We start from the raw sequence: 23,754 nt of genomic DNA, 5'->3' as shown, positions 1-23,754 counted from the left end.
ACGCGCGCGGGACCGCGACCTGGGACGGCGGCGGTGTGCCGCCGGACCCGGCACATGATCGTCCCGGACTGGTCCGTACCAAGGTATTGACGCCCCCTTATCTCACTTCTTAAATCAAGAAGCGTCACCTTCACCCCCCCACCTCGGCCGGCACTTCCGTGTTCCGGGCCGCCGTATGGAAGGGAGAGCCGTGGCCCCCCCACGCCTGCTCCGCACCTCTGTGTTCGCCGCTCTGTCCGCCGCGCTCGTCGCGTCCGTCGCGATCGGCCCGGCCCGCGCGGACGCCTCGGGCGCTTCCGGCGCCTCCGACGCCGCCGTCGCCGCCGTCGCCGCCGTGACGTTCTCCGACACCTTCGACGGCCCCGCGGGCGCGGCGGCCGACTCCTCGAAGTGGCAGATCGAGACCGGCGACAACGTCAACAACCATGAGCGGCAGTACTACACGTCGGGCAACAACAACGCGGCCCTGGACGGCCAGGGCCACCTGGTCATCACGGCCAAGCGGGAGAACCCGGCGAACTACCAGTGCTGGTACGGCACCTGCCAGTACACCTCGGCACGACTGAACACCTCCGGGAAGTTCACCGCGCAGTACGGCCACGTCGAGGCGCGGATGAAGATCCCGCGGGGGCAGGGCATGTGGCCCGCCTTCTGGATGCTGGGCAACGACATCGGCAATGTCGGCTGGCCGAACTCGGGCGAGATCGACATCATGGAGAACGTCGGGTTCGAACCCTCCACCGTGCACGGCACCCTCCACGGTCCCGGGTACTCCGGTTCGGGCGGTATCGGCGCGGGTTACAGCCTGCCGAACGGACAGGCGTTCGCCGACGCCTTCCACACCTTCGCCATCGACTGGGCGCCGAACTCGGTCAAGTGGTCGGTCGACGGCAACGTCTACCAGACGCGCACCCCGGCCGACGTGGGCGGCAACGCCTGGGTGTTCAACAAGCCGTTCTTCCTGATCATGAACCTGGCGGTGGGCGGCTACTGGCCCGGCGACCCGGACGGTTCCACCGCGTTCCCGCAGCAGTTGGTGGTGGACTCGGTGTCGGTGACGACCAGCGACACCGCGGCCGGCGTCGCGATCAAGGGCCTGGCCGGCAAGTGCGTGGACGTGGCCGGCGCGAGCGCCGCGAACGGCACGCCGGTGCAGCTCTACGACTGCAACGGCACCGCCGCCCAGCAGTGGGCGGTGGGTTCGGACGGCACCATACGGGCGCTCGGCAAGTGCCTCGACGTCACCGGCAACGGCACGGCCGACGGTTCGACCGTACAGCTGTGGGACTGCACCGGCGGCCCCAACCAGAAGTGGACGGTGTCCGCGGCGCACGACATAGTGAACCCGCAGGCGAACAAGTGCCTGGACGCCACCGGCAACAGCTCGGCCAACGGCACCCGGTTGCAGATCTGGACCTGCTCGGGCGGCGCCAACCAGAAGTGGACGGTGGGCTGAGGCCCCACCGGCGAACCCTCAGTGCGGCCGCCAGGTGAACTTGTCGCCGCCCACCCAGCGGACCACGTCCGGATCGTCCAGGTCATGGACCGTGATGCCGTACGCGGCCGCGGTCTCCAGGACGTCGGTGACGGCCCTCGCGGCGCCGACCACCTGACCGTCGATCTCCATGATCCGGAAGGGCAGGCTGCCCGGCCTGCCCCGCATCACCCCGAGGACCAGGATCCGGGGGCGGCAGATGTGGGGGCTCGCTATCTCCGTCATACCATCGAGCCTAAATCCCACATGTCGGATATGTTCGCTCACATGTGCCATCCACCGAGTGATCCACTCGGTGGATGACCGCGCGCCGCACGACGCCCGCCCGGCGTCGTGCGGCGCAGTCGCGCCCGGGTGGACCCTCGGCATGGAGGCGACGGCGGATCCCGCGTCCGCCGAGGGACGGGCCGCACGGGGAAGCCCCGACCGCGACGGGGGAATCACGGCCGGGGCGGCCAGGGGGTGGGTGCGCACGGCGGTCGCCTCTCGGCGAAGGGCTCCACAGGGCTTGGGCCGAACGATCGTCCCTGTGGGCGGAAGATGAGGCCCGGGGACACTGTTCCGTCCGCACCCACGGCATGTTCAACGGGCAACGATCTCCGGGTGTTCCCACCGGACGCCCCACGCCAGGGTGATCCTCGTCACCCTGGCCACGCATCCCGGGCGTCCGTGATCCGCACGGGTTTCCTGTTGACTTCGAGAGCACTTCAATTCGTAGCGTTCCGGGCATGAGTACTACCGCACAGCACAAGATCGGTTCGGGCTTCGGCGCCACCAGCACGGCGGACGAGGTCCTCGCAGGCATCGACCTCACCGGACGGCTCGCGATCGTCACGGGCGGCTACTCCGGCCTGGGTCTGGAGACCGCGCGGGCGCTGACCCGGGCGGGCGCCCGGGTGGTCGTGCCGGCCCGGCGCCCCGCCGTCGCCCAGGAGGCGCTGGCCGGCCTCGACGGGGTCGAGGTGGACGAGCTGGACCTCGGCGACCTGGCGAGCGTGCGCGGCTTCGCCGAGCGCTTCCTGGCCTCCGGCCGCGACCTGGACCTCGTGATCGACAGCGCCGCGATCATGGCGTGCCCGGAGACCCGGGTCGGGCCCGGCTGGGAGGCCCAGTTCGCCACCAACCACCTCGGTCACTTCGCCCTCGTCAACCGGCTGTGGCCGGCGATCGAGCGCGGCGGCGCGCGCGTCGTCTCCGTCTCCTCCGGGGGCCACCACTTCTCCGGCATCCGGTGGGACGACGTCCACTGGCACCGGGGCTACGACAAGTGGGAGGCGTACGGGCAGGCGAAGACGGCCAACGCACTGTTCGCCGTCCACCTCGACCGGCTGGGACGGGACGCCGGGGTCCGGGCGTTCTCCCTGCATCCGGGCGGCATCCTCACCCCGCTCCAGCGCTACCTCCCCCGGGAGGAGATGGTCGAGCGCGGCTGGATCGACGAGCACGGCAACCCGCTGAACCCCGAGGGTTTCAAGACCCCGGAGCAGGGGGCGGCCACCCAGGTGTGGGCGGCCACCTCGCCCCGCCTCGACGGCATGGGCGGTGTCTATCTGGAGGACTGCGACATCGCCGAACCGGCCCCCGCGGACGGGAAGCGGACCGGGGTGAAGGACTGGGCGTGCGACCCGGAGCAGGCGGCCCGCCTGTGGACGCTGTCCGCCGAGCTGACGGGAGTGGACGCCTTCGCCGGCTGAGCGCTCCCCGGACGGTCCCGGTGTACCGCGCCGAGACGGCGGTGCGGCACCGTCGCCGACCGTGCGGCGCCCGCGGTCGTCCGTGATATGCCGACGATCGTCCGCGGGGGCGTCGCGGCCTGCCGCTCCGCCGGCGCCGTCAGCGCGGGGCCCGGTCCTCCAGCGCCGCCCGCCAGGCCGGCAGCCGGTCCTCGGCCGCGGGCGGCGCGCGGTGTCCGCCGCGGTTGAAGAAGTCGGCCAAGGGCAGGATCGCGGCGCCCACGGTGACCGCGTCGGGCCCGAGCCGGCCGAGGTCGATCGTCACCTTCTCGGCCGGGTGGCGCAGCGCGTACATGGTCGCGTACCGGCGGACCGCGGGCAGGAAGCGCGAGCCGAGCTGGAGCCCGGCCCAGCCGCCGATCAGGATCCGTTCGGGCTGGAAGAGGTTGATCAGGTCGGACAGGCCGGCACCCAGGTACTCGGCGGTCTCCTCCAGGACGGCGAGCGCCACCGGGTCGGCGGTGCCGTCCCCAGGCGGGTAGGCGGCGGCCAGCATCGCCGTCAGCGCGGTCTCCTCGTCGGTGCCCTCGGGCGGGCGTCCGCCTTCCTCGCGCCAGCGGGAGAGCAGGGACTCCGCGCCCGCGTACGCCTCCAGGCAGCCGAGCGCTCCGCAGCGGCAGCGCCGGCCCCGCACCCGTACCGTCAGGTGCCCCCACTCGACGGCCCGGCCGTGCTCCACCTCCGGAGTGACGAGACAGGCGCCGACACCGGAGCCGAAGAGGACCACGACCGCGTTGCGCGCACCGCGCCCGGCGCCGAACCACATCTCGGCCTGGCCCAGGGTCTTGGCGCCGTTGTCGATGAAGTACGGGACGGTGTCCGGGAGTTGGGAGCCGGAGCGGAGCAGCGCCTCCAGCGGGACGGCGTCCCAGCCGATCGTCTGGCCGTGCACGACGGCGCCCCGGTCGGCGGTGCGTTCCACGATGCCGGGGACGCCGACGCCCACCCCGAGCAGCAGCTCGGGTTCCGTCCCGGCGGCGGCGAGGACCTCGGCGACTCCGTCGCGGACGTGACCGACGATGACGTCGACGTCGTACCGCTGCGGGGCCAACGGGCGCTCCACCCGGGCGAGTTCGGTGAGCGCCAGGTCGAACAGCTCGACCCGGACCCGGGTCTCGCCGACATCGACGCCGATCATGTGTCCGCTGTGCGGGGCGACGCGCAGCAGGGTGCGCGGCCGGCCGCCGTCGGAGTCGACGCTGCCGGCCTCCTCGACCAGGCCGTCGGCGACCAGATCCGCGACGACGTTGCTGACCGAGCCGGAGCTGAGGCCGGTCGCCGGGCCCAGCTCGAACCGGCTGAGGGGTCCGTCGAAGTAGAGCCGTTGCAGCACGGCCGTGCGGTTGCCCCGTCTGAGGTCGCGTACCGTGCGCCCGTTCCGCCCCGCCATATGGCTCCCTTCGAACCCAGCCCGACCTGCAACATACCCCGCGGACGGGCCCGGCGCGACATTCTTCCAACCCTTAGTTCACGCTATGAGCTAAGAGGTGGGGGCGGGCCGCCGATCCCGTCCGGCGCCCGGGAGGGGGCGCGGGCGGTGCCCGCGCCCTCCGGCGCGCCGAACCGGGCGAGGGTGTGCCACACCTTCTTCAGGTCCTGGGGCGACCTGGACTTCCTCGGCTGGCGGGATCCGGGGGCGCCCGACCGCTGCTACGTGGTGGCGGAGCGGGAGGGCGGCCGGTCGGCGTGGCGCTGCGATTCCCGTCCGCGCGACGCGGTTTTCTGCACCGGAGCATGTGCTCGGTGTGCCTGACGACCCATCACGGGGGCGGGGTCTCGCTGATGACGGCGCGCAAGGCGGGGGCGGCGGGCCGCGAGGGCAACTCGGTCGGCGTGTACATGTGCACCGACCTGGCCTGCTCGCTGTACGTGCGCGGCAGGAAGGTGCCCGAGGCCGGTCTGCGCATCGAGGAGAGCCTCACGACGGACGAACGGATCGCCCGCATGACGGGCAACCTGTTCGCGTTCCTCGACCGGCTCGGGGTCTGAACCCGGCGGGTCCCGCGGCGGACGGCGCCAGGGCCGCGGTCAGCCCTGGCGCAGCCGGGCCGCCGTCACACGGTGCAGGTGCACCAGGATGTCGTGGCTGGGGGCGAGCGCGATGTCGTAGGGGCCGTCCGGGTAGTCCGTGCCGATGCTGCGCGTCGGCCGGGCCCGCGCCGGCCAGGCGCGCGCGGGCGCGCCGACGGAGCGCAGGTCGACCAGGTAGTCGCGGTACCGCACCCGGTCGAGGGTGGCCTCGTTGGTGCCCGGACCGGCCGCCGGGAGCGTCCAGCGGTGGCGGGCGCCGTCCGGTCCGGTGGCGTTGAACGCGCCGCGGTCGAAGGTGAGGCCCACGCTCAGACAGCCGGAGCCGAGGCGGTCGCACAGGAAGGCGCCCTGCATCTTCGGGTAGTGGGCGGGGTCCTGGGGCTCGTAGGCGACGTGCGCGTCGTGCGCCGACAGCAGCACCTTGGTTCCGGTGTGCCGCTGCCACCAGTCGACGTTGGCGGCCATCGTCTCGTCCCGGTAGCGCATGCTCGCGGCGACCTGGGCGGGGTCGTCGAAGTCGAAGGCGTACTGCCGGGCCGTCCGGTCGACGGCCGCCGCGTTCTGCACGGCCAGGTCGTACGCGGCCCGGTCGGCGCCCGGACGCTGCCGCCGCAGCAGCGCCAGCGCCCGTCCGGTGCGGTCCGCCATCTCCCTGCGGTCGGCGTACGGCTTGTTCAGGTACTCCTCGATGTACCGCCCCGTGGCCACGGTGGGCCGCAGCCCCTGGTAGAGCGTGTCGAGGCGGGCGGTCAGCCTGGGGTGCGTGCGGGCCACGTAGTCGGTGACGGCGTCGTACAGCTCGGGCCCGGACCAGGCGGTGTCGTCGCCCAGAAAGCGGACCGGGTCGTCGGGGTGCCGCAGGTTGTACGACCGCATCCACTGGATGAGCCGCAGGTAGTCCGTGTTGTTCCACCAGAGGTGGTCCCGCTGGAACTCCTCGCTCATGATGCGCCGCGGGTCGCCCTCGCCGCGCAGCACATAGGCGTCGAGCAGCCGACCCGTGCTCCAGCTGCCCTCCAGGGCGTGACTCCGAGGCTCGCGCCCGGCGCCGCCGCGCGGCCATCCGGCAGTCCTCCGTGCCGCGCGGGGGCCGGCCCCCTTGCGGACGCCCCGGCCTGCGGCACGCACGTTCGACGGGTCCGCGCACGGGGAACAGCCCAGAGATGCCAGACGTACGGAAGTGGACCGCGGGGCCGAAGCGGTTCCTGGAGCACCGCCATGAACCCGTGGTCGTCCAGACGCTTCGGTCGGCCGCAGCGGCGACGGTCGCCTACGTGGTCGCGCTCCGGCTGAGCCCGGAGTCCGTGCCGCTGACCGCGCCCCTGACCGCCCTGCTGGTCGTCCAGGTCACGCTCTACGCCACGCTCACCAATGGCGTCCGCCGGGTGACCGCGGTGGTGGCCGGCGTCCTGGTGGCCATCGCCTTCAGCCTGCTGGTCGGGCTGACCTGGTGGAGCCTGGCCCTGCTGATCGTGGCGGCGCTGGCCGTCGGGCGCCTGGTGCGCGTCGACGAGTACGTGCCCGAGGTGGCGATCAGCGCCATGCTGGTGCTCGGCGTGACCAGTGTCGGGAACACGGCCTGGGCCCGGGTGGTGGAGACGCTGATCGGCGCGGGCGTCGGACTCGCCTGCAATCTGCTGCTGCCCGCCCCGGTCTGGGTGGACGAGGCCGGGCAGTCGATCGAGGGACTGGCCCGGCGGATCCGGCGACTGATGCTGCGGCTTGGTGAGGAGGCCGCCGGGCGCGTCCCGTGGGAGGTGGCCGCGGAGCGGTTGCACGAGGCGCGCCGGCTCGACCACGACATCGTGGGGGTGGATGCGGACCTGCGGCAGGCCGAGGACAGCCTGCGGCTCAATCCACGGGTGCGGGAGGGCCTGCTGCACCGGGTGGTGCTGCGGACGGGACTGGACACGCTGGAAATCTGCACGGTCGTCCTACGGGTGCTGGCCCGTACCTTCACCGACCTGGCGAAGTCCCGCGATCCCGATCCGCTGTTCCCGCCGGAGACGGGTGCCGCCGTCGAGCGGCTGCTGTCGGAGGTGGCCGACGCGGTGGTCAGCTTCGCGGTGCTGGTGACCACCGATGTCAGCGTGAGCGCCGAGTCCGCCGAGGCGCGGCTGACCGCGGGACTGCGCACGGTGGCGGGCACCCGCGACAAGGTGGCCCTGCTGCTGCGGGAGGAGGCCGAGCGGGATCCGCGGCGCTGGCAGTTGTTCGGCGCCGTGCTGACCGAGGTGGACCGGATCATCGACGAGTTGGACACGGAGCACCGCTCGCGCCGCCTGCTGGAGGAGCTCGACCGGGTCACCCGGGAGCAGCGGGAGCTGCTGCCCCGGATGTCCCGGGTCCGGGAACGGGTGGGCACCGTACCGCGGCGGCTGCGCCGGGTCCGCGCGGCGGCGGGCGCGCCAGGTGAGGGCGAAGGCCGTCCCTCCCGATGAGGGAGGTCGGCGAGGTGCTGTGCGCCTATCGCGTGGCCCGCTCCGCCCGGGGGCAGGACGGTCCGCTCCGCCTCGACGGGGTGATCCGCTTTGCCTGGACGGGGTGGTCCGCGCGATGGTGGCTGTCAGGACCGAGACGAACTTCCTGAGGTGTGGACATGGGCAGTGATGCGGAATCGCCGGGCGGCGGCTGGAGCCGGCGCCGGTTCGTCGGGGCGCTGGCGGGCGGCGCCGCGGCGGTGGGCCTGCCGGCGCCGGCGGCGCCGGCCACCGAGCCCGAGGAGCCCGGCTCCGCGCCGGCCGCCGACGCCCGGCGCCCGGCGAAGCCGTCCGGCTCCCGCCCCCTCTACCTGGGCACCTACACCTCCACCCAGGGCGGCGGCACCGGCATCGGCCTGGCCCACTACGACCCGTCGACCGGTGCCGTCACCCGGTCCGGCACCCTGAACGGCGTCGCCGACCCGTCCTACCTGGCCGCGCATCCCGACGGCCGCACCCTGTACGCGGTCGACGAGCGCACGGACGGCACCGTGACCGCCGTCCGCACCGCCGACCGGCGGATCCTCGGCTCCCGCGGCACCGGCGGCGCGGCCCCCGCCCATCTGTCGGTGCACCCGGACGGGCGCTGGCTGCTCACCGCCAACTACGGATCGGGCAGCGTGGCGGTGCATCCCATCGCCGCCTCGGGCGCCCTCGGGGAGCGCACCGCCCTGGTCACCGACGCCGGTCCGCCCGGCCCCGGTCAGCAGGGACCGCACGCGCACCAGTTCGTCGCCGGCCCCGACGGCGACCACGTCCTCGCGGTCGACCTGGGCACCGACAGCGTGTACAGCTACCGGCTGGACCTGGGGCGCGGCACCCTGACGGCGGTCGCGCGGGCGCACGCCCAGCCGGGCGCCGGACCCCGCAACCTCGCCTTCCATCCGGGCGGCCGGTTCGCGTACCTGGCCAACGAGGTGGACAACACGGTCGCCGTGTGCACGTACGACGGGGAGACCGGACGGTTGAAGATCGGTGCGCCGCAGTCCACCGGCGCCGGTTCCGGCGCCAACTATCCGGCGCAGATCCTGGTCACGGCGAACGGCGCGTTCGCGTATCTCGCCAACCGCGGGCACAACACGCTCGCACGGTACGCCGTGGAGGCGGGCGGCGCCCGGCTGCGGCTGCTGGACACCGTGCCGGTGGCGGGCGACTTCCCGCGGCAGATCGCGTTCTCGCCGGACGGCCGGCTGCTGTTCGCGGCGAACCAGCGCTCCAGCACCGTGAGCGTGTTCCACGTGGACGAGCACAGCGGGGGACTGCGGCTCGCGGGAAAGCCGTTCCCCTCACCCGTCGCCGTCTGCGCGCTGCCGCTGTAGGGCGCGCGGGCAGGCGGCCGTGGCCGCCCGGGTGAGCAGGGCGTGGACACGCTCGGTGAGCTGGCCGAGGTCGTCGGCGGGCCGGTGGAACGGCAGCCGTACGTCGCCGTGGCGCCGGCCGCGCTCGATGCGCAGCGTGAGTCCGTACCGGTCCAGCGCGAGGGGCACCACACGCGTCGCGGCGTGCAGGCTCGCGGGTTCGACCAGCCGGGTGAGGCGCTCGACGGCGTCCGGGTGGGCATCGGCGAGGTGGGTCAGCAGCCGGGCCTCGGCGGCGGCCAGCGGATCGGGGGCGGCGGCGGTGAACGCGTCGAGGTCCACGGCCTCTGCTCCGGACGGCCCGCGCAGCACCGCCCGGGTGGCGCGGAAGGCGAGCCGGTCGGCCTCGGCGGCGAACGAGCCCGCCAGCCAGAGCCGGGCGCGGATCCGGTTGCGCTGCGCGACGGGAGCCACGTCGGCGAACTCCAGCACGGCGCACGGCTCGCCGCGTGGCGCGCAGATCACGGCCGCGCGCAGGGCGCTGTCCTCCGGGGCGTGCAGGATCACCCGTCCGTCACCGGTGACGGTGTGCGCCCCGACGAGTTCCTCGCGCCCGCCGTCCACGGTCACCGCGCACGACCAGGCGACGGCGAGCACCGATCGCGCCCGCTCGGCCGCGCCGGGCCCGGCCGTACTGGCTCGGCTGTCACCCATCCCGACACCTCCTTAGGTAAGCCTTGCCTAACTTATCGGAGATCGGAACGTACGCCAACCAGGCCGGACCCCCGGCCGGGTGACCGGTCAGGGCGCGAGGACGCCCAGCAGGGCGCGCGTGCACAGATCGCGCACCTGCTCGCGGTCCACACCAGGACCACGCAGCCACTCCAGGCAGACCGCCGTGGTGAAGGCCAGCCAGCCGCGCACGGCGAGCCTCAGGTCGGCCCGGCCCCCGGTCAGCGGACCGAACTCGGGGTCGGCGGCGAGGGCCGCCATGATCTGCCGCTCCTGCGCGGCGAGGGCGCGCAGGTAGACGCGGCGCACGGCCTGGTCGCCGGCCGCGTCGGCGCGATGAAAGGCGCGGTAGCCGTGGGCGTGGGACTCGACGTAGGCGAGGTAGGCGTCGAGACCGGCGGTGATCTGCTCGCGCACCGGCACGCCCGGCACCGCCGCGGTCAGCCGCAGCATCCGCTCGCTCTCACGTTCGACGACCGCGGCGAAGAAGTCCCGTTTGGTCGGGAAGTAGTGGTACAGCAGCCCGCGGGAGACCCCGGCGATCTCGGCGACCTGCTCGATCCACACGTCGTCGTAGGGCTTCTCCGAGAACAGTCTGGCCCCGACCGACAGGAGTTGCTCCCGACGCTCCTGGGTGCTGAGCCTGCGCCGGGTGCGTCCTGCTCGGTCCGCGGCCATGTCCGCACTTTACTTGACGTCGGTTCAGTAACCGACCCAGACTGGAACACGTTATTGAACCCGCGTACAACATGAACTCGCGTACACCACGCGCAACCTGCCGCAGACCGAGGGAGATCGCGTCATGGCGGAGACGAGGACGGCACCGCCCCTGCCGAAGGGCTTCCGCGGCGCCCGGCACGGCTGGCCCGAGCTGCACCGCATCCCCCATCCCCCGAACCGCCTGCCCCTGCTCGGCGACGTACTGGACGCCGACCGGCGCACGCCCGTGCAGGGCACGCTGCGCCACGCCCGCCGGCTGGGTCCGATCTTCCGGCGCAAGGCGTTCGGCAACGAGTTCGTGTTCCTCTGGGGCGCCCGGCTCGCGGCCGACATCGCGGACGAGTCCCGGTTCGCCAAGCACGTGGGCCTCGGCGTCGCCAATCTCCGCCCGGTCGCCGGGGACGGGCTGTTCACGGCCTACAACCACGAACCCAACTGGCAGCTGGCGCACGACGTGCTGGCCCCCGGGTTCAGCCGTGAGGCCATGGAGGGCTACCACACCGCGATGCTGGACGTGGCCGGGCACCTGACCGACCACTGGGACCGGCAACTCGCCGCGGGACGCCCGGTGGACGTGCCGGGAGACATGACCAAGCTGACCCTGGAGACCATCGCCCGGACCGGATTCGGGCACGACTTCGGTTCGTTCGAACGAGACCGGCCGCACCCCTTCGTGACCGCGATGGTGGGCACGCTGACCTACGCGCAGCGGCTCAACACCGTCCCCCCGCCGCTGGCCGGGCTGCTGCTGCGCGGCCCGACCCGGCGCAACGCCGCCGACATCGGATACCTCAACCGCACGGTCGACGACCTCGTCCGGGCCCGGCGGGAGAGCGGCGGCGGGGACGGCGACCTGCTCGACCGGATGCTGGCGACGACCCACCCCCACAGCGGTGAGCGGCTGTCGCCGCTGAACGTGCGGCGCCAGGTGATCACGTTCCTGGTCGCGGGCCACGAGACCACGTCGGGGGCGCTCTCCTTCGCGCTGCACTACCTCTCCCGGCACCCGGAGGTCGCGGCGCGGGCCCGCGCCGAGGTGGACCGCGTCTGGGGCGACACACCCGCACCCGGCTACGACCAGGTCGCCAAACTGCGCTACGTACGACGGGTCCTCGACGAGTCGCTGCGGCTGTGGCCGACGGCACCGGCCTTCGCCCGGGAGGCGGTGGCGGACACCGTGCTGGCCGGGGAGCACCCGATGCGCCGGGGCGCCTGGGCGCTGGTGCTCACGCCGATGCTGCACCGGGACCCGGAGGTGTGGGGTGCGGATGCCGAGCGGTTCGACCCGGACCGGTTCGACGCGCAGGCCGTGCGCGCCCGTGCCCCGCACACCTTCAAACCCTTCGGGACCGGCGCGCGGGCCTGCATCGGCCGCCAGTTCGCGCTGCACGAGGCGACCCTGGTCCTCGGCCTGCTGCTGCGCCGCTACGCACTCGAACCCGATCCCGCCTACCGGCTGCGGGTGACCGAGCGGCTGACGCTGATGCCGGAGGGGCTGCGGCTGCGGCTCGTGCGGCGCGGCCGGCCGACGGTGCCGGCGGTCGGCGACGGCGCGCCGGAGGGAGCGGAGTCAGCGGCACGCTGCCCAGTGCACGGGACGGGCGACTGACGCCGGCAGCCGGGTGCCCGCATTGCCCCGGGCCGCGTCGGTCTGCGGCTGGGTCAGAAAGAACGCGCCGGTCAGATCGGCGTCCGTGAGATCCGCGGCCCGCAGGTCGGCACCGATCAGGTCGGCACCGCGCAGATCGGCACCCGTCAGATCGGCGGCGACGAGCAAGGCCCCGCGCAGATCCGCGCCGCGCAGATCGGCCCCCTTGAGGCGGGCGCCGACCAGGTCCGCGCCCCGCCGGTCCTTCTTGCGGTTCCTGGCACCCGGTATCACCGCGCGCACCGCCTCGCTGGTGCGCCGCAGCAGGACGTCGACCCGGCGCCGGTGGGCGGCCACGTCCAGGGCGGCCAGCTCCGCGGGGGCGAGCCGGGTGAGCCGCTCGGTGTCCTGGAGTGCCTCGCGCAGCTCGGCACGGAACGGACGGGCCGCGGGCAGGTCCTGCGCCTCGGTGAGGTACCAGAGCAGTTCGTGCAACTGCCGTACGACCGGGAACACCTCGGCCATGCCGCGGGCGAGTCCGGCGGAGCCGGTGCGCCGGTCCCGCCCGCCGAAGACGACCTGGGAGACCTTCTGTCCGGCGCCGAAGCAGTCGTAGACGGTGCAGCCGGCGAAGCCCTTGGACCGCAGCTCGGTGTGGATGCCGCAGCGGTGGTCGTCCCGCAGGTTGGGGCAGGGCCGGCCGGCGGGCTTGTCCAGGGCGAAGTCCGCCGAGGCGGCGAAGGGCAGGGCGACGCAGCACAGCCCGAAGCAGCGCGCGCAGTCGCCGCGCAGCTCCGTTCGGCCGTCCGGCTGATCCGACATGCCGATCACCCTACTGACCTGCGGATCCCGTGTCGCCCGCATTTACGCGCCGCCCCGCACGCCCCGTCGCCGCCCCGCACGCCCCGTCGCCGCCCTGCGGACCCGGGCCCTGCGGGCGCGGGTCACAGCTCGTCGCGGGTCACACCTCGTCGCGAGTCAGTGCCAGCAGCCGGTCCAGGACCCGGGGCGCGCCGACGCGCAGGCCGTCGTGCTCGAACTCGTCGGTGACCCAGGTGCGCAGGCCCCGGATCGCACGCGCGGTGCGCAGGGAGGAGTCGGCGTCGACGTACATGTCGTCGTGGTAGACGGCCGCGGCGACCGGGACCTCGTTGGCGGCGAGCCGGGCCGGGTCGTACAGGGGCTGCCAGTCGGCGTGGGCGAGCAGGTCGGCGGTCTCGCGCAGCGGGCGCAGGGCCGGATCGGCGTCGAACGTCCAGGGGTGGACGGTCTCCCCGGTGAACAGCACCGGCGCGTCCCCGGCGAGCGCCTTGGCCGCGTCGAACTGCGGGAACTCGGCGCGAACCCGTTCGGCGGCCCAGGCGGTGGGGCGGGCGTCCTGACCGTAGGCGGACTCGTGGACGAGGGCGTACAGCGGGTACGCGGCGTAGGAGAGGAGCCCCTGGACCGCCTCCTGGAAGGCGTCGGACAGTTCCGGTCCCGCCGGTGTGCGCACGAAGGCGTCCTCCAGCAGGTGGTGCAACCGGTGGCTGCCGTCGGCGGTGCCGAGCATGAGTCCGAGGGACTGGAACGCCTCGACAGTGAGCCGGTAGCCGTTCGGCAGGACCACGTCATGGTCCAGCAGGTGGTCGGCGATGGTCCGGGCCCGCTCCACGTCCTGCGGGTAACGGGCGTAGTGCGCACTGACCTTGCGCTCGATGCGCGGGTAGGCGGCCCGGTAGACGTCGTCGGCGTGCGCGTCCAGGGAGGGCAGGCCACCGGTGATCACCGCGGTGTCCACTCCCTCGGGGGCCAGCGACAGGTAGGTCACCGTGCAGAAACCGCCGTAGCTCTGGCCCAGCACGGTCCAGGGGGCGCCGCCGGTCAGCGCCGGGCGGATGTACTCGCAGTCGCGGACGATCGAGTCGGCACGGAAGTGGGAAAGATAGCGGGCCTGTTCGGCGGGGCCGCCGCGCAGCGGCAGCGTCTGCCGGGTGGCGGGCGTGGAGTGGCCGGTGCCGCGCTGGTCGAGGAGGAGCACCCGGTACTCCTCCAGCGCCCGGCCGAGCCACGCCTGCCTGCCGACGAAGCGGTTCGCCCCGTGGCCGGGGCCGCCCTGGAGGTACACCAGCCACGGCAGGTCCTGGTGCGCCTTGTCGCTGGCGACGGTCTCACGGGCGTACAGGTCGATGGTCTCGCCCGCCGGGTCTGCGTGGTCCAGGGGCACGGTGAAGCGGTGGTCGGTGAGGACGACACCTGGCTGACGGTAACTGGTGCTCAACGGGTCTCCCGGGCCGGACGGACGGTCGCGTCCCAGTTCAGCACATGTCCGCCGGCCGGCCGCCACCCGGGACCACGGAGTGCCGCCGGAACGCCGGCCGCCGGTGCCCACGCGCGCGCGACGGGCCGCCGGGGCGGCGTCGTAGCCGACGCGCGTCGGCGGCGCGGCTCGCCACGCACGGGACCGGGTCTCCCCCAGCGGGTTGTCGCCGGTTACCCTGCACTCATCGGATGATCTACCCATAGGAGCCGCGATGCGTGTCGCACTGTTCCTGACCTGTGTCAACGACACGCTCTATCCCGACACCGGCCGCGCGGTGGTGAAACTGCTGACCAGGCTGGGCGTCGACATCGACTTCCCGATGGCCCAGACCTGCTGCGGGCAGGCCCACTACAACACCGGCTACCGTCACGAGACGGAACCGCTGGCCCGGCATTTCTCCGATGTCTTCGGTCAGTACGAGGCGATCGTGACCCCGTCCGGGTCGTGCGGGGCGATGGTGCGGGAGCTGTATCCGCGGCTGGGCGAGCGGGCCCGCGCCGAGGGGCGCGGGGACACGCTCACCGCCACCCTCGCGCCGGTGATCCCCAAGACGTACGAGCTGACCGAGTTCCTGGTGGACGTGCTGGGGGTGACGGACGTCGGCGCGTACTACCCGCACAGGGTGACGTATCACCCGACCTGTCACGGGCTGCGCAGCCTGGGCCTCGGCGAACGGCCGCGCCGGCTGCTCGGGGCGGTACGGGGGCTGGAGCTGGTCGAGCTGCCGGGCGCCGAGGAGTGCTGCGGCTTCGGCGGCACGTTCGCGGTCAAGAACGCGGACGTCTCGGCGGCGATGGGCACGGACAAGGTGCGCAACGCGGAGTCGACGGGCGCGGACGTGCTGTGCGCGGCCGACAACTCCTGTCTGATGCACCTGGGCGGCACGATGACCCGCCTCGGGACGGCGATGCGGCCGGTCCACATCGCGGAGATCCTGGCGAGCACCGAGGAGGAGCCGGCGCTATGAGCGGAACGTTCGTCGGCATGCCGGCGTTCCCGAAGGCCGCGCACGACGCGGTCCGCGACGAGACGCTGCGCGGCAACCTGCGCCACGCCACGCACACCATCCGCGCCAAGCGGGCCAACGCCGTCGCGGAGGTGTCCGACTGGGCGCAACTGCGGGAGGCGGGCAAGCAGATCAAGGACCACACGCTGCGCCACCTGGACCGCTATCTGGTGCAGTTGGAGGAGTCGGTCACGGCGGCGGGCGGCGTCGTGCACTGGGCGGCGGACGCCGGTGAGGCCAACCGGATCGTCGCCGAACTGGTCAAGGAGACCGGCGAGTCGGAGGTCGTCAAGGTCAAGTCGATGGCCACCCAGGAGACCGGGCTCAACGAGGCGCTGGAGGCGGAGGGCATCCATGCCTACGAGACCGATCTCGCCGAGCTGATCGTCCAGTTGGGCAAGGACCGGCCCTCACACATCCTGGTCCCCGCCATCCACCGCAACCGCGGGGAGATCCGTGACATCTTCGCCCGGGAGATGGGCAGGTGGGGCCGCCCGGCGCCGGAGGGGCTGACCGACTCCCCCGCCGAACTCGCCGAGGCCGCCCGGCTGCACCTGCGGGAGAAGTTCCTGCGCGCCAAGGTCGGCATCTCCGGCGCCAACTTCATGGTCGCCGAGACCGGCACCCTCGTGGTGGTGGAGTCCGAGGGCAACGGCCGGATGTGCCTGACCCTCCCCGAGACGCTGATCTCGGTCGTCGGCATCGAGAAGATCGTGCCGACGTGGCGGGACCTGGAAGTGTTCCTGCAGACACTGCCACGCTCGTCGACGGCCGAGCGGATGAACCCGTACACGTCGATGTGGACGGGCACCACCGACGGGGACGGGCCGCGCGCCTTCCACCTGGTCCTGCTCGACAACGGCCGCACCGACACCCTCGCCGACGAGGTCGGCCGGCAGGCGCTGCGCTGCATCCGCTGCTCGGCCTGCCTGAACGTCTGCCCGGTGTACGAGCGGGCGGGCGGCCATGCGTACGGCTCGGTCTACCCGGGTCCGATCGGCGCCATCCTCAGCCCCCAGCTGCGGGGCACGGCGAGCGAGATCGACGCCTCGCTGCCGTACGCGTCCTCGCTGTGCGGGGCCTGCTACGAGGTGTGCCCGGTCGCCATCGACATCCCCGAGGTCCTGGTGCACCTGCGTGAACGCGTCGTCGAGGGCGGCCCCGCCACCCGGGAGGGCAACAAGGTCGTGCTGCGGCCCGCCAAGGGACACGCGGCCGAACGGGCGGCGATGCGGGCGGCCCGCTGGGCGTTCACCCACCCGGGCGCCCTGCGCGCCGGCCAGCGGCTCGCCTCCCGTACCCGCCGCCTCCACCCCCGCTCACTGCCCGGCCCCGGCAAGGCGTGGACCGGCACCCGCGATCTGCCCGCGGTGCCCGCGGAGCCTTTCCGGGACTGGTGGCAGCGCACCCACGGCACCCACGGCACCCACGGCACCCACGGCACGGACAGCGGGAAGGGGGCCGCGGGATGAGCGGCAGGGAACGGATCCTGGGGCGGGTGCGGCGCGCGCTGGCCGACGTACCGGGCGACGACACGCCCTACGAGCGGGCCGTCGCCCGGGACTATCTGCGGGCCCACGGGGAGCGCGGCGTCGAGGAGACCGTGGACCTGCTAGCGGAGAACCTCGCCGACTACCGGGCCGTGGTGCACCGCTGCGCGGCCGGTGAACTGGCGTCGGTGATCGCCCGGTTGCTCGCGGAGCGCGGGTCGACGTCGGTGCTGGTGCCGCCCGGACTCGACGAGGGCTGGCTCGCGGCCACGGACGTGGCGCGGGTCGCCGACCGGGCGGACAGCACCCCGCACCAGCTCGACCGGGTGGACAGCGTGGTCACCGGGTGCGCGGTCGCGATCGCCGAGACCGGCACCATCGTGCTGGACGGCGGTCCGGAGCAGGGCCGCCGCCGGATCACCCTGGTCCCGGACCACCACATCTGCGTGGTCCGCGTGCCCGGCCAGGTCGTCTCCGCCGTCCCGCAGGCCCTCGAACGCCTCGCCCCGACACGGCCGTTGACCTGGATCTCCGGCCCGTCGGCGACCAGCGACATCGAGCTGGACCGGGTCGAGGGGGTGCACGGGCCGCGGACGCTGGAGGTCGTCCTGGCCGACTGACACGCCGGGCCGCGCGACCCCGCCGGGCCCCGGGCCGCCCGGCAGCGGGGGCTCGGACTCCGGGGCGCGTCCGCGGCGGTGACGGCGTCATCCCTTCGGCCGCCCGGTGCCGGGCGAGCCGCGACCGGCCGGGCTAGCGTGAGGGAATGATCCGGTTCGAGCAGGTCACCAAGCGCTACCCGGACGGTACGACGGCCGTGGACGACCTCTCCTTCGAGGTGTCCGAGGGTGAACTCGTCACGCTCGTCGGCCCGTCCGGCTGCGGCAAGACCACGACCATGATGATGGTCAACCGGCTCATCGAACCGACCGGGGGCCGCATCCTCGTCGACGGCGAGGACGTCGCCACGGTCGACCCCGTGCGGCTGCGCCGCCGGATCGGTTACGTCATCCAGCAGGTGGGGCTGTTCCCGCACCGCACGGTCCTCGACAACACGGCGACGGTCCCGGCCCTGGTCGGCTGGAAGAAGGCGAGGGCGCGGGCGCGCGCCGCGGAACTGCTCGATCTGGTGGGGCTCGATCCCGCCACGTACGGGCCGCGCTATCCGGAGCAGTTGTCGGGCGGGCAGCGGCAGCGGGTCGGGGTGGCGCGGGCGCTCGCGGCCGACCCGCCGGTGCTGCTCATGGACGAGCCGTTCGGCGCGGTGGACCCGGTCGTGCGCGAGCAGTTGCAGGACGAGTTCCTGCGCATGCAGGCCGCGGTGCGCAAGACGGTGCTGCTGGTCACGCACGACATCGAGGAGGCGGTGCGGCTCGGCGACCGGATCGCGGTCTACGGGCAGGGCCGGATCGAGCAGTTCGACACGCCCGGGGCGGTGCTGGGCAGGCCCGCGACGGAGTACGTGGCGTCCTTCGTTGGCGCCGACCGCGGCCTGAAGCGGCTGTCGGTCACCGCGGTCGAGCCGGACGACCTGGAGCAACCGCCGGTGGTCCGGCTCGACGAACCCGCCCGACGCGCCCGGGACCGGCTGCGGGACCAGGGCGCCCGCTGGGCGGTCGTGCTGGACGCTCGCGGCGAACTGCACGGCTGGGTCGGTGTCGACACCCTCACGGCGGACGGCCCGGTCGGCCGGCTCGCGCACCGGATGACGGCGTGGGTTGCGGTGGGCACGCCGCTGAAGCAGGCGTTCGGGGTGATGCTCCAGTACGACGCGGGGTGGGTCGCGGTGCTGGACGGCGCGCGCTTCCTCGGTGTGCTGACCCCGGCGAAACTCCACGAGGCGCTGCGGCGCTCGGTGGACGCGGACGCGCGCGGGGTGTCACGGGGCCAGGTGGCGTTCGACTCGGTGGCGGACGCCTGAGGGGCGTGGCCGCGGCCCGCCGGGCGGGGCCCGGTCGCCGGACCCGAGCAGGGTCGATGGAACCGCGCAGGGTCGACGGAACCGCGCGGGGTCCATGGGCCCCACCGGGTCGCCGGACCCCACGGGGACGCCGGACCCAGCAGGAGAACGGCCGAGGCACGCCTGGCCGGTGCACGGCCGCGGCGCGCCGCCGCGGAGCACGGTCACTTGAGCAGGCCCTTGTCCCGCAGATAGGCCCCGGCCACGTCCGCGGGCAGTCGGCGCCAGCTGTCCACCTGCTGGTTCATGGCGGCCAGGTCCGCCGTGGTGAGGACGGCGTTGAGCCTGCCGAGCGCCTTGGTGACGCCCTCGCCGCCGGCCCGCGAGCGGTTGACCACCGGGACGACGTAGTCGGCGTTCTGCAGGTGCTTGTCGTCGGCGAGCAGGACCAGGCCGAACTGGTCGAGGGTGGCGTCCGTGGTGGTGGTGAGGACCATCTGGTCCTGACCGCTCTGCACGGCACGCTTGGCCTGGGTGGTACCGACCCCCTTGGGGTCGACGGCGACGAGGTCGATGCCGTAGGTCTTCTTCAACCCCGGTGCGCAGTAAGGCCGTTGCACGCACTCGTCGCCCGCGGCGAGCCGCACCGGCAGTCCCGACGCGCCCAGGTCGCTGAGCGTCCTGAGCCCGTGTTCGCGGGCGAACGACCCGGCCACCGCGAAGGCGTTCCGGGCGACCGCCCGTCCGGGGTCGAGGACGGTCAGGCCGCGGGGCGTGGCGAGCCTGCGCAGCGCGGTCATGGTGGCGGCGAGGTCGGGCGAGCCGGCCGGCGGCGCGTCCGGGCCGCCGGCCCTGGCGTTGAGCCAGTCGGCGAAGGTCGCCGCGTACTCCGGCACGACGTCGATCTGGCCCGATTCCAGCGCGGGTTCGTACAGCTCGCGGTTGGCGACGGTGAGGAGGGAGGTCCGGTAGCCGGCCCGGTTCAGCAGCAGCGCGTACATCTGCGCGAGCAGATCGCTCTCGGTGAAGCCGGCCGAGCCGACGGTCAGCCGATGGCGGTCGCCGGGCGACGCGGTGACCGCGCCCCGGTTCTCCAGGGAGGGCCCGCTGACACACCCGGCGAGCGCGAGGAGCACCACCGCGGCGAGGACGCCGGCGGTGGTGCGGCGGCGGTTCACCGGGCGCCCCGCACCCAGCGGGGGGAGAGTCGTTCGACGGTCTCGAAGAGGGCCTCGACGACCAGGGCGAAGACGGCGACGAGCAGCGCCCCGGCCACCACCTGCGGCGTGCTGGCGAGGTTGAAGCCCGCCGTGATGATGCGGCCGAGCCCGCCCCCGCCCGCCAGCGCGGCGATGGTCGCGGTCGCGACGAGCTGGACGGCGGCGATCCGCACCCCGTTGAGGATCAGCGGAAGGGCGAGCGGCAGCTCCACCTGGCACAGCAGCTGCCACCCGGTCATCCCCATCCCGCGGGCCGCCCCGACGACACTGCGGTCCACCTCGCGCATACCGACGTAGGCGTTGGTGAGCAGCGGTGGCACGGCGAACAGCACCAGGGCCACGACGGTGGGCCCCTCCCCCCAGCGGCCGACCGGGGTCAGCAGCAACAGGACCAGCACGGCGAAGGTGGGCACCGCCCGGCCCGCGTTGGAGATGTTGACGGCGAGGGCGCCGCCCCTGCCGAGGTGACCGAGGACGAGGGCGACGGGCAGGGCGACCAGGCAGCTGACGACCAGGCAGACAGCGGTGAGCACGAGGTGCTGCGCCAGCCGGTGCCGGATCCCGTCGTCGCCCGTCCAGTGCGCCGGGTCGGCGAGCCAGTGCCAGGTGGCGGTGAGGATCTTCACGTGCGGGCCGCCCGCGCCCAGGGCGTGATCAGCCACTGCACGCCGAGCAGGAGCAGATCGGCGGCCACCGCGATCAGCACGCACAGCACCGACGCCGTGAGCACCTGCGCCTTGAAGTAGGTGTTCATGCCCGCGTAGATGAGGTTGCCGAGCCCTCCGAAGCCGACGATCGCGCCGACGGTCACCAGGGACACGGCCGAGACGGTGGCGATGCGCAGCCCGGCCATGCCGGCGGGCAGGGCGAGCGGCAGCTCGACGGTGAGCAGCAGCCGGACCGGGCCGTACCCCATGCCGCGGGCGGCCTGCCGGGTCTCCTCGGGGACGGCGCGCAGACCGGCCAGGATGTTGCGGACGAGCAGGGTGAGCGAGTAGAGCACGAGCCCGCCGACCACCAGGGTGGCGGAGAGCCCGTACACGGGCAGGAGCAGGGAGAACATCGCCAGGGACGGGATCGTGTAGAGGATCGTCGTGACCACGAGGACGGGTGCGGCGGCCCAGGTCCAGCGGCGGGCGAGCACGGCCAGCGGCACGGCGACGGCCAGGCCGATCAGCACCGACAGGACGGTCAGTTGCAGATGCTGGGCCACTGCGTCGAGCAGGATGTGGCGCCGGGTGCTCAGATACGCGCCGCAGATCCATTCGTTGCGCGCGAGGCAGTCGTCCGGAGGCGCGGTCACGGGTCCATTGCACCGGGCGGGCCACGGGGTCGGCTCGTTGTGCTGACCCGTACGGGGTGTCGGTGACTACACCCGCCGATACGGGTTCTGCGCCCCGTGTGCCGGGGCCGCCGTCTCCGTAGCTTCGTCGACGGGGCACAGGGAGTGCCGGACGGAGAGGGATGACATGGTGCGCACGCGGTCGCGACACGCCTACGACACGGGGCCCGCCGCCGAGGCGCTGCGGCTGGTCGAGGTCACCAAGACCTACGGCAGCGGCGACGGCGCCGTCAGGGCGCTGGACGGGGTGACGCTCAGCCTGGAGCGGGGCACGTTCACGGCGGTGATGGGCCCGTCGGGGTCCGGCAAGTCCACGCTGTTGCAGTGCGCGGCCGGGCTGGACCGGCCCGACAGCGGGATCGTGTTCGTCGACGGTACGGAGATGACGGGTTCCGGCGAGGCGGAGCTGACCCGGTTCCGGCGCAGCCGGGTCGGGTTCGTCTTCCAGCAGTACAACCTGCTGGACACGCTCACGGTGGCGCAGAACACGGTGCTGCCGCTGCGGCTCGCGGGACGGCGCGTGGACCGGAAGCGGGCCCGGGAGGCGCTGACGGCCGTCGGGCTCGGCGACCGGCTGGGGCAACTGCCGAGCCAGTTGTCCGGCGGTCAGCGGCAGCGGGTGGCGATCGCGCGGGCGCTGGTCACCGAGCCACGGCTGATCTTCGCGGACGAGCCGACCGGGGCGCTGGACACCCGGAGCGCGCGGGAGGTGCTGGAGCTGCTGCGGGAGTCGGTCGTGGTGCACGGCCGGACCGTGGTGATGGTGACGCACGACCCGGTCGCCGCCGCGTACGCCGACTCGGTGCTGTTCCTGGCCGACGGGCGGCTCGTGGGGCGGTTGCCGGCCCCGACGGTCGACGCGGTCGCGGAGCGGCTCGCGCACCTGGGCGACGACGTGCCCACGGGGGTGTGACCGATGCTGGCACTGGCACTGCGGTCGGTCCGGGGGCGCCCCGGACGGTTCCTGGCGACCCTGCTGTCGGCGTTCCTGGGCGCGGCGCTCGTCATGGCCTTCGGCTCGCTGCACGACACGGCCGGACAGCCGGGCGTCGACGAGGTCAGCGCGCGGACGCTGACCACCTCTGCGGGCGTCGTCGGCGGCTACGGCACCCTGCTGGTCTTCTTCGCGGTGGCCTCCACGCTGACGGTGAACGTGCGTCAGCGGGCGGCGGAGCTGGAGCTGCTGCGCTGCTCGGGGGCGACTCCCGCGCAGATCAGGCGGATGGTCGTGGGCGAGGCGGTGGCGGTCGCCGTGGTCGGCGTGGTGCTGGCGCTCGGTCCGGCGGTACTGGGCGGGCGGGCCCTGCTCGACGCGTTCCAGGACAGCGGTCAGGTGTCCCGCTCCGTCGACCTCGTCCTCGGCCCTGTCGCCCTGCTGTCCGGTACGGGCGTCACACTGCTCGCGTCGGCGGGCGCGGCGTTCCTCGCCGTGCGCCGGGCGACGCGGCGGGGCGTGCGGCGGGCCAGGGCGCGGACGCTGCTCGCCTACGGCGCGCTGGCCGCCGGTGCGCTGGCGGCGGCGAGCACGTTCGCGTTCTCGGCGACGGACGCGGCGCTGATGGCCGCGCCGGCGTACGGGGCGATCCTGCTGTCGGTGGGGTGCGCGCTGCTGGCGCCGCGGCTGCTCGGTGCGCTGCTCGCCGGGCTGCCGCTGGGCGGGGCGAGCGGCTGGCTGGCGGTGCGCAATCTGCGTCGCCGGGTGGACGAGCTGTCGGGGGTCCTGATGGCGCTGGTCCTGTTCACCGCCATCAGTACGGCGACGGTGACCATGCAGTCGGTGGAGTCCGACGCCGTCGCGGCCTCGGGGCTGCGCAAGTCGGTGGACGCGAAGAACCTGGAGACGCTGAATCTGACGGTCGTCGGCGTCATCGCGGTGTTCGTCTGCATCATGCTGGTCAACTCGCTGTACGCGGCGACGTCCTACCGCAGTTCGGAGTTCGGCCGGCAGCGGCTGGCGGGGGCGACCCCGGTCCAGGTGCTGGGCACGGTGGGCGCGGAGTCCGTGGTGCTCACGGTGGTGGGGGTGGCGCTGGGTTCGCTGGCGGCGCCGGCCGGGATCGTCCCGTTCACCATGGTCCGCACCGACGGCACGCTGCCCGGTCGGACGCTCGGCATCTGGCTCGCGGTGTGCGCGGTGGCCGCGGCGGTGACGCTGGGGACGAGCCTGCTCACGGCGCGGCGGGTGCTGCGGACCCCGGCGATCGGGGCGGTGACGAGGGCGGTGTGACCGCCCCGGGAGTACGGGGGCGCGCGCCGCGACGGCGGGCACCCCCGCACTCGCGTGCCGGTCACCCGCGCCTCGCGTCCTCCGCTGCTCGCCCACGGTACGGCCCGAAGTCCCGGAGGTTCGGCGGCCCCGGCGGTCCGATGGCTCCGGCGGTCCAGTGGCCGGCGGCCCGGCGGCCTGGTCGTGCGGC

General features: G+C 73.7%; 21 protein-coding genes and 2 pseudogenes. 12 read left to right on the top strand and 11 right to left on the bottom strand.

All coding sequences use genetic code 11. From position 1 onward, the window contains the following. The first annotated feature begins 190 nt into the window (after positions 1-190). Positions 191-1,456: an RICIN domain-containing protein gene (locus ACFC09_RS16125; protein ID WP_376528129.1), complete on the top strand. Its 1,266-nt coding sequence runs from the start codon at positions 191-193 to the stop codon at positions 1,454-1,456. An 18-nt stretch (positions 1,457-1,474) separates the two neighbouring features. Here the strand turns inward: ACFC09_RS16125 and ACFC09_RS16120 are convergent, their stop codons facing one another. Further along, complete coding sequence (locus tag ACFC09_RS16120; protein WP_376528126.1) at positions 1,475-1,720, bottom strand: hypothetical protein; 246 nt, start codon at positions 1,718-1,720, stop codon at positions 1,475-1,477. Between the two features lie 503 nt (positions 1,721-2,223). Here ACFC09_RS16120 and ACFC09_RS16115 point away from each other — a divergent pair. Continuing rightward, on the top strand, positions 2,224-3,189 hold the full coding sequence (locus ACFC09_RS16115) for an SDR family NAD(P)-dependent oxidoreductase (RefSeq protein WP_376528123.1): 966 nt from the start codon (positions 2,224-2,226) through the stop codon (positions 3,187-3,189). A 139-nt stretch (positions 3,190-3,328) separates the two neighbouring features. On the opposite strand, the gene ACFC09_RS16110 is transcribed toward ACFC09_RS16115, so the two are convergent. Both ACFC09_RS16110 and ACFC09_RS16105 read right to left on the bottom strand, forming a co-directional pair. Then, positions 3,329-4,618, bottom strand: a complete 1,290-nt coding sequence (locus ACFC09_RS16110) for an ROK family protein (RefSeq protein ID WP_376528120.1) — start codon at positions 4,616-4,618, stop codon at positions 3,329-3,331. Positions 4,619-4,701: 83 nt separating this feature from the next. Then, a pseudogene (locus ACFC09_RS16105) lies at positions 4,702-4,827 on the bottom strand (DUF3626 domain-containing protein); the annotation flags it as partial. Between ACFC09_RS16105 and ACFC09_RS16100 the strand changes: the two are divergent. After that, positions 4,820-5,217: pseudogene (locus ACFC09_RS16100) on the top strand (FBP domain-containing protein); the annotation flags it as partial. The pseudogenes ACFC09_RS16105 and ACFC09_RS16100 sit on opposite strands and share 8 nt — an antisense overlap. 39 nt (positions 5,218-5,256) lie before the next feature. Here the strand turns inward: ACFC09_RS16100 and ACFC09_RS16095 are convergent. Further along, positions 5,257-6,387: an erythromycin esterase family protein gene (locus ACFC09_RS16095; protein ID WP_376528118.1), complete on the bottom strand. Its 1,131-nt coding sequence runs from the start codon at positions 6,385-6,387 to the stop codon at positions 5,257-5,259. A gap of 35 nt (positions 6,388-6,422) precedes the next feature. On the opposite strand from ACFC09_RS16095, the gene ACFC09_RS16090 reads away from it, so the two are divergent. After that, a complete protein-coding gene (locus ACFC09_RS16090; RefSeq protein WP_376528115.1) occupies positions 6,423-7,700 on the top strand; it encodes an aromatic acid exporter family protein in 1,278 nt (425 codons plus the stop codon). Positions 7,701-7,858: 158 nt separating this feature from the next. Then, positions 7,859-9,058 (top strand): lactonase family protein, encoded by a 1,200-nt coding sequence (locus ACFC09_RS16085; protein WP_376528112.1) that lies wholly within the window; start codon positions 7,859-7,861, stop codon positions 9,056-9,058. Here ACFC09_RS16085 and ACFC09_RS16080 read toward each other — a convergent pair. After that, positions 9,026-9,751, bottom strand: a complete 726-nt coding sequence (locus ACFC09_RS16080; protein WP_376528110.1) for a DUF2470 domain-containing protein — start codon at positions 9,749-9,751, stop codon at positions 9,026-9,028. The genes ACFC09_RS16085 and ACFC09_RS16080 overlap by 33 nt on opposite strands. An 87-nt stretch (positions 9,752-9,838) precedes the next feature. Next, entirely contained in the window at positions 9,839-10,447 is a 609-nt protein-coding gene (locus ACFC09_RS16075) for a TetR/AcrR family transcriptional regulator (RefSeq protein ID WP_376528107.1), read from the bottom strand. A gap of 124 nt (positions 10,448-10,571) precedes the next feature. Here ACFC09_RS16075 and ACFC09_RS16070 point away from each other — a divergent pair, with 124 nt between their 5' ends. After that, positions 10,572-12,098 carry a cytochrome P450 gene (locus ACFC09_RS16070; RefSeq protein WP_376528104.1) on the top strand — a complete coding sequence of 509 codons (1,527 nt, stop codon included), beginning with the start codon at positions 10,572-10,574 and terminating at the stop codon, positions 12,096-12,098. On the opposite strand, the gene ACFC09_RS16065 is transcribed toward ACFC09_RS16070, so the two are convergent. Together ACFC09_RS16065 and ACFC09_RS16060 are read right to left on the bottom strand one after the other, a co-directional pair. Further along, complete coding sequence (locus tag ACFC09_RS16065) at positions 12,060-12,899, bottom strand: pentapeptide repeat-containing protein (protein ID WP_376528101.1); 840 nt, start codon at positions 12,897-12,899, stop codon at positions 12,060-12,062. The genes ACFC09_RS16070 and ACFC09_RS16065 overlap by 39 nt on opposite strands. Before the next feature lie 139 nt (positions 12,900-13,038). After that, positions 13,039-14,337, bottom strand: a complete 1,299-nt coding sequence (locus ACFC09_RS16060) for an alpha/beta fold hydrolase (RefSeq protein ID WP_376528098.1) — start codon at positions 14,335-14,337, stop codon at positions 13,039-13,041. A 253-nt stretch (positions 14,338-14,590) separates the two neighbouring features. On the opposite strand from ACFC09_RS16060, the gene ACFC09_RS16055 reads away from it, so the two are divergent. The 4 genes from ACFC09_RS16055 (at position 14,591) to ACFC09_RS16040 (ending at position 18,796) form a co-directional block, all read left to right on the top strand. Next, positions 14,591-15,346, top strand: a complete 756-nt coding sequence (locus ACFC09_RS16055) for a (Fe-S)-binding protein (RefSeq protein ID WP_376528096.1) — start codon at positions 14,591-14,593, stop codon at positions 15,344-15,346. After that, on the top strand, positions 15,343-16,857 hold the full coding sequence (locus ACFC09_RS16050) for a LutB/LldF family L-lactate oxidation iron-sulfur protein (protein WP_376528093.1): 1,515 nt from the start codon (positions 15,343-15,345) through the stop codon (positions 16,855-16,857). The genes ACFC09_RS16055 and ACFC09_RS16050 overlap by 4 nt, the downstream gene beginning before the upstream one ends. Continuing rightward, positions 16,854-17,495, top strand: a complete 642-nt coding sequence (locus tag ACFC09_RS16045; RefSeq protein ID WP_376528090.1) for a lactate utilization protein C — start codon at positions 16,854-16,856, stop codon at positions 17,493-17,495. The genes ACFC09_RS16050 and ACFC09_RS16045 overlap by 4 nt, the downstream gene beginning before the upstream one ends. 146 nt (positions 17,496-17,641) lie before the next feature. After that, positions 17,642-18,796 carry an ABC transporter ATP-binding protein gene (locus ACFC09_RS16040; RefSeq protein ID WP_376528087.1) on the top strand — a complete coding sequence of 385 codons (1,155 nt, stop codon included), beginning with the start codon at positions 17,642-17,644 and terminating at the stop codon, positions 18,794-18,796. A 203-nt stretch (positions 18,797-18,999) separates the two neighbouring features. On the opposite strand, the gene ACFC09_RS16035 is transcribed toward ACFC09_RS16040, so the two are convergent. Genes ACFC09_RS16035 through ACFC09_RS16025 form a run of 3 tightly spaced genes read right to left on the bottom strand, consistent with a single transcriptional unit; the run spans position 19,000 to position 21,298 of the window. After that, positions 19,000-19,953, bottom strand: a complete 954-nt coding sequence (locus ACFC09_RS16035; protein ID WP_376528085.1) for an ABC transporter substrate-binding protein — start codon at positions 19,951-19,953, stop codon at positions 19,000-19,002. Next, positions 19,950-20,621, bottom strand: a complete 672-nt coding sequence (locus ACFC09_RS16030; protein WP_376528422.1) for an ABC transporter permease — start codon at positions 20,619-20,621, stop codon at positions 19,950-19,952. The genes ACFC09_RS16035 and ACFC09_RS16030 overlap by 4 nt, the downstream gene beginning before the upstream one ends. Further along, a complete protein-coding gene (locus tag ACFC09_RS16025; protein ID WP_376528082.1) occupies positions 20,618-21,298 on the bottom strand; it encodes an ABC transporter permease in 681 nt (226 codons plus the stop codon). The genes ACFC09_RS16030 and ACFC09_RS16025 overlap by 4 nt, the downstream gene beginning before the upstream one ends. Positions 21,299-21,464: 166 nt before the next feature. On the opposite strand from ACFC09_RS16025, the gene ACFC09_RS16020 reads away from it, so the two are divergent. Both ACFC09_RS16020 and ACFC09_RS16015 read left to right on the top strand, forming a co-directional pair. Further along, positions 21,465-22,250, top strand: a complete 786-nt coding sequence (locus ACFC09_RS16020) for an ABC transporter ATP-binding protein (protein ID WP_376528080.1) — start codon at positions 21,465-21,467, stop codon at positions 22,248-22,250. Between the two features lie 3 nt (positions 22,251-22,253). After that, positions 22,254-23,564, top strand: coding sequence for an FtsX-like permease family protein (locus ACFC09_RS16015; RefSeq protein ID WP_376528077.1), 1,311 nt, complete (start codon positions 22,254-22,256; stop codon positions 23,562-23,564). Positions 23,565-23,754: the final 190 nt, after the last annotated feature.

This window comes from Streptomyces sp. NPDC056161 (assembly GCF_042268025.1).
Lineage (GTDB): Bacteria > Actinomycetota > Actinomycetes > Streptomycetales > Streptomycetaceae > Streptomyces.
Note: the sequence above shows the minus strand (reverse complement) of the source record. Positions and strands in the feature narration are given on the sequence as shown.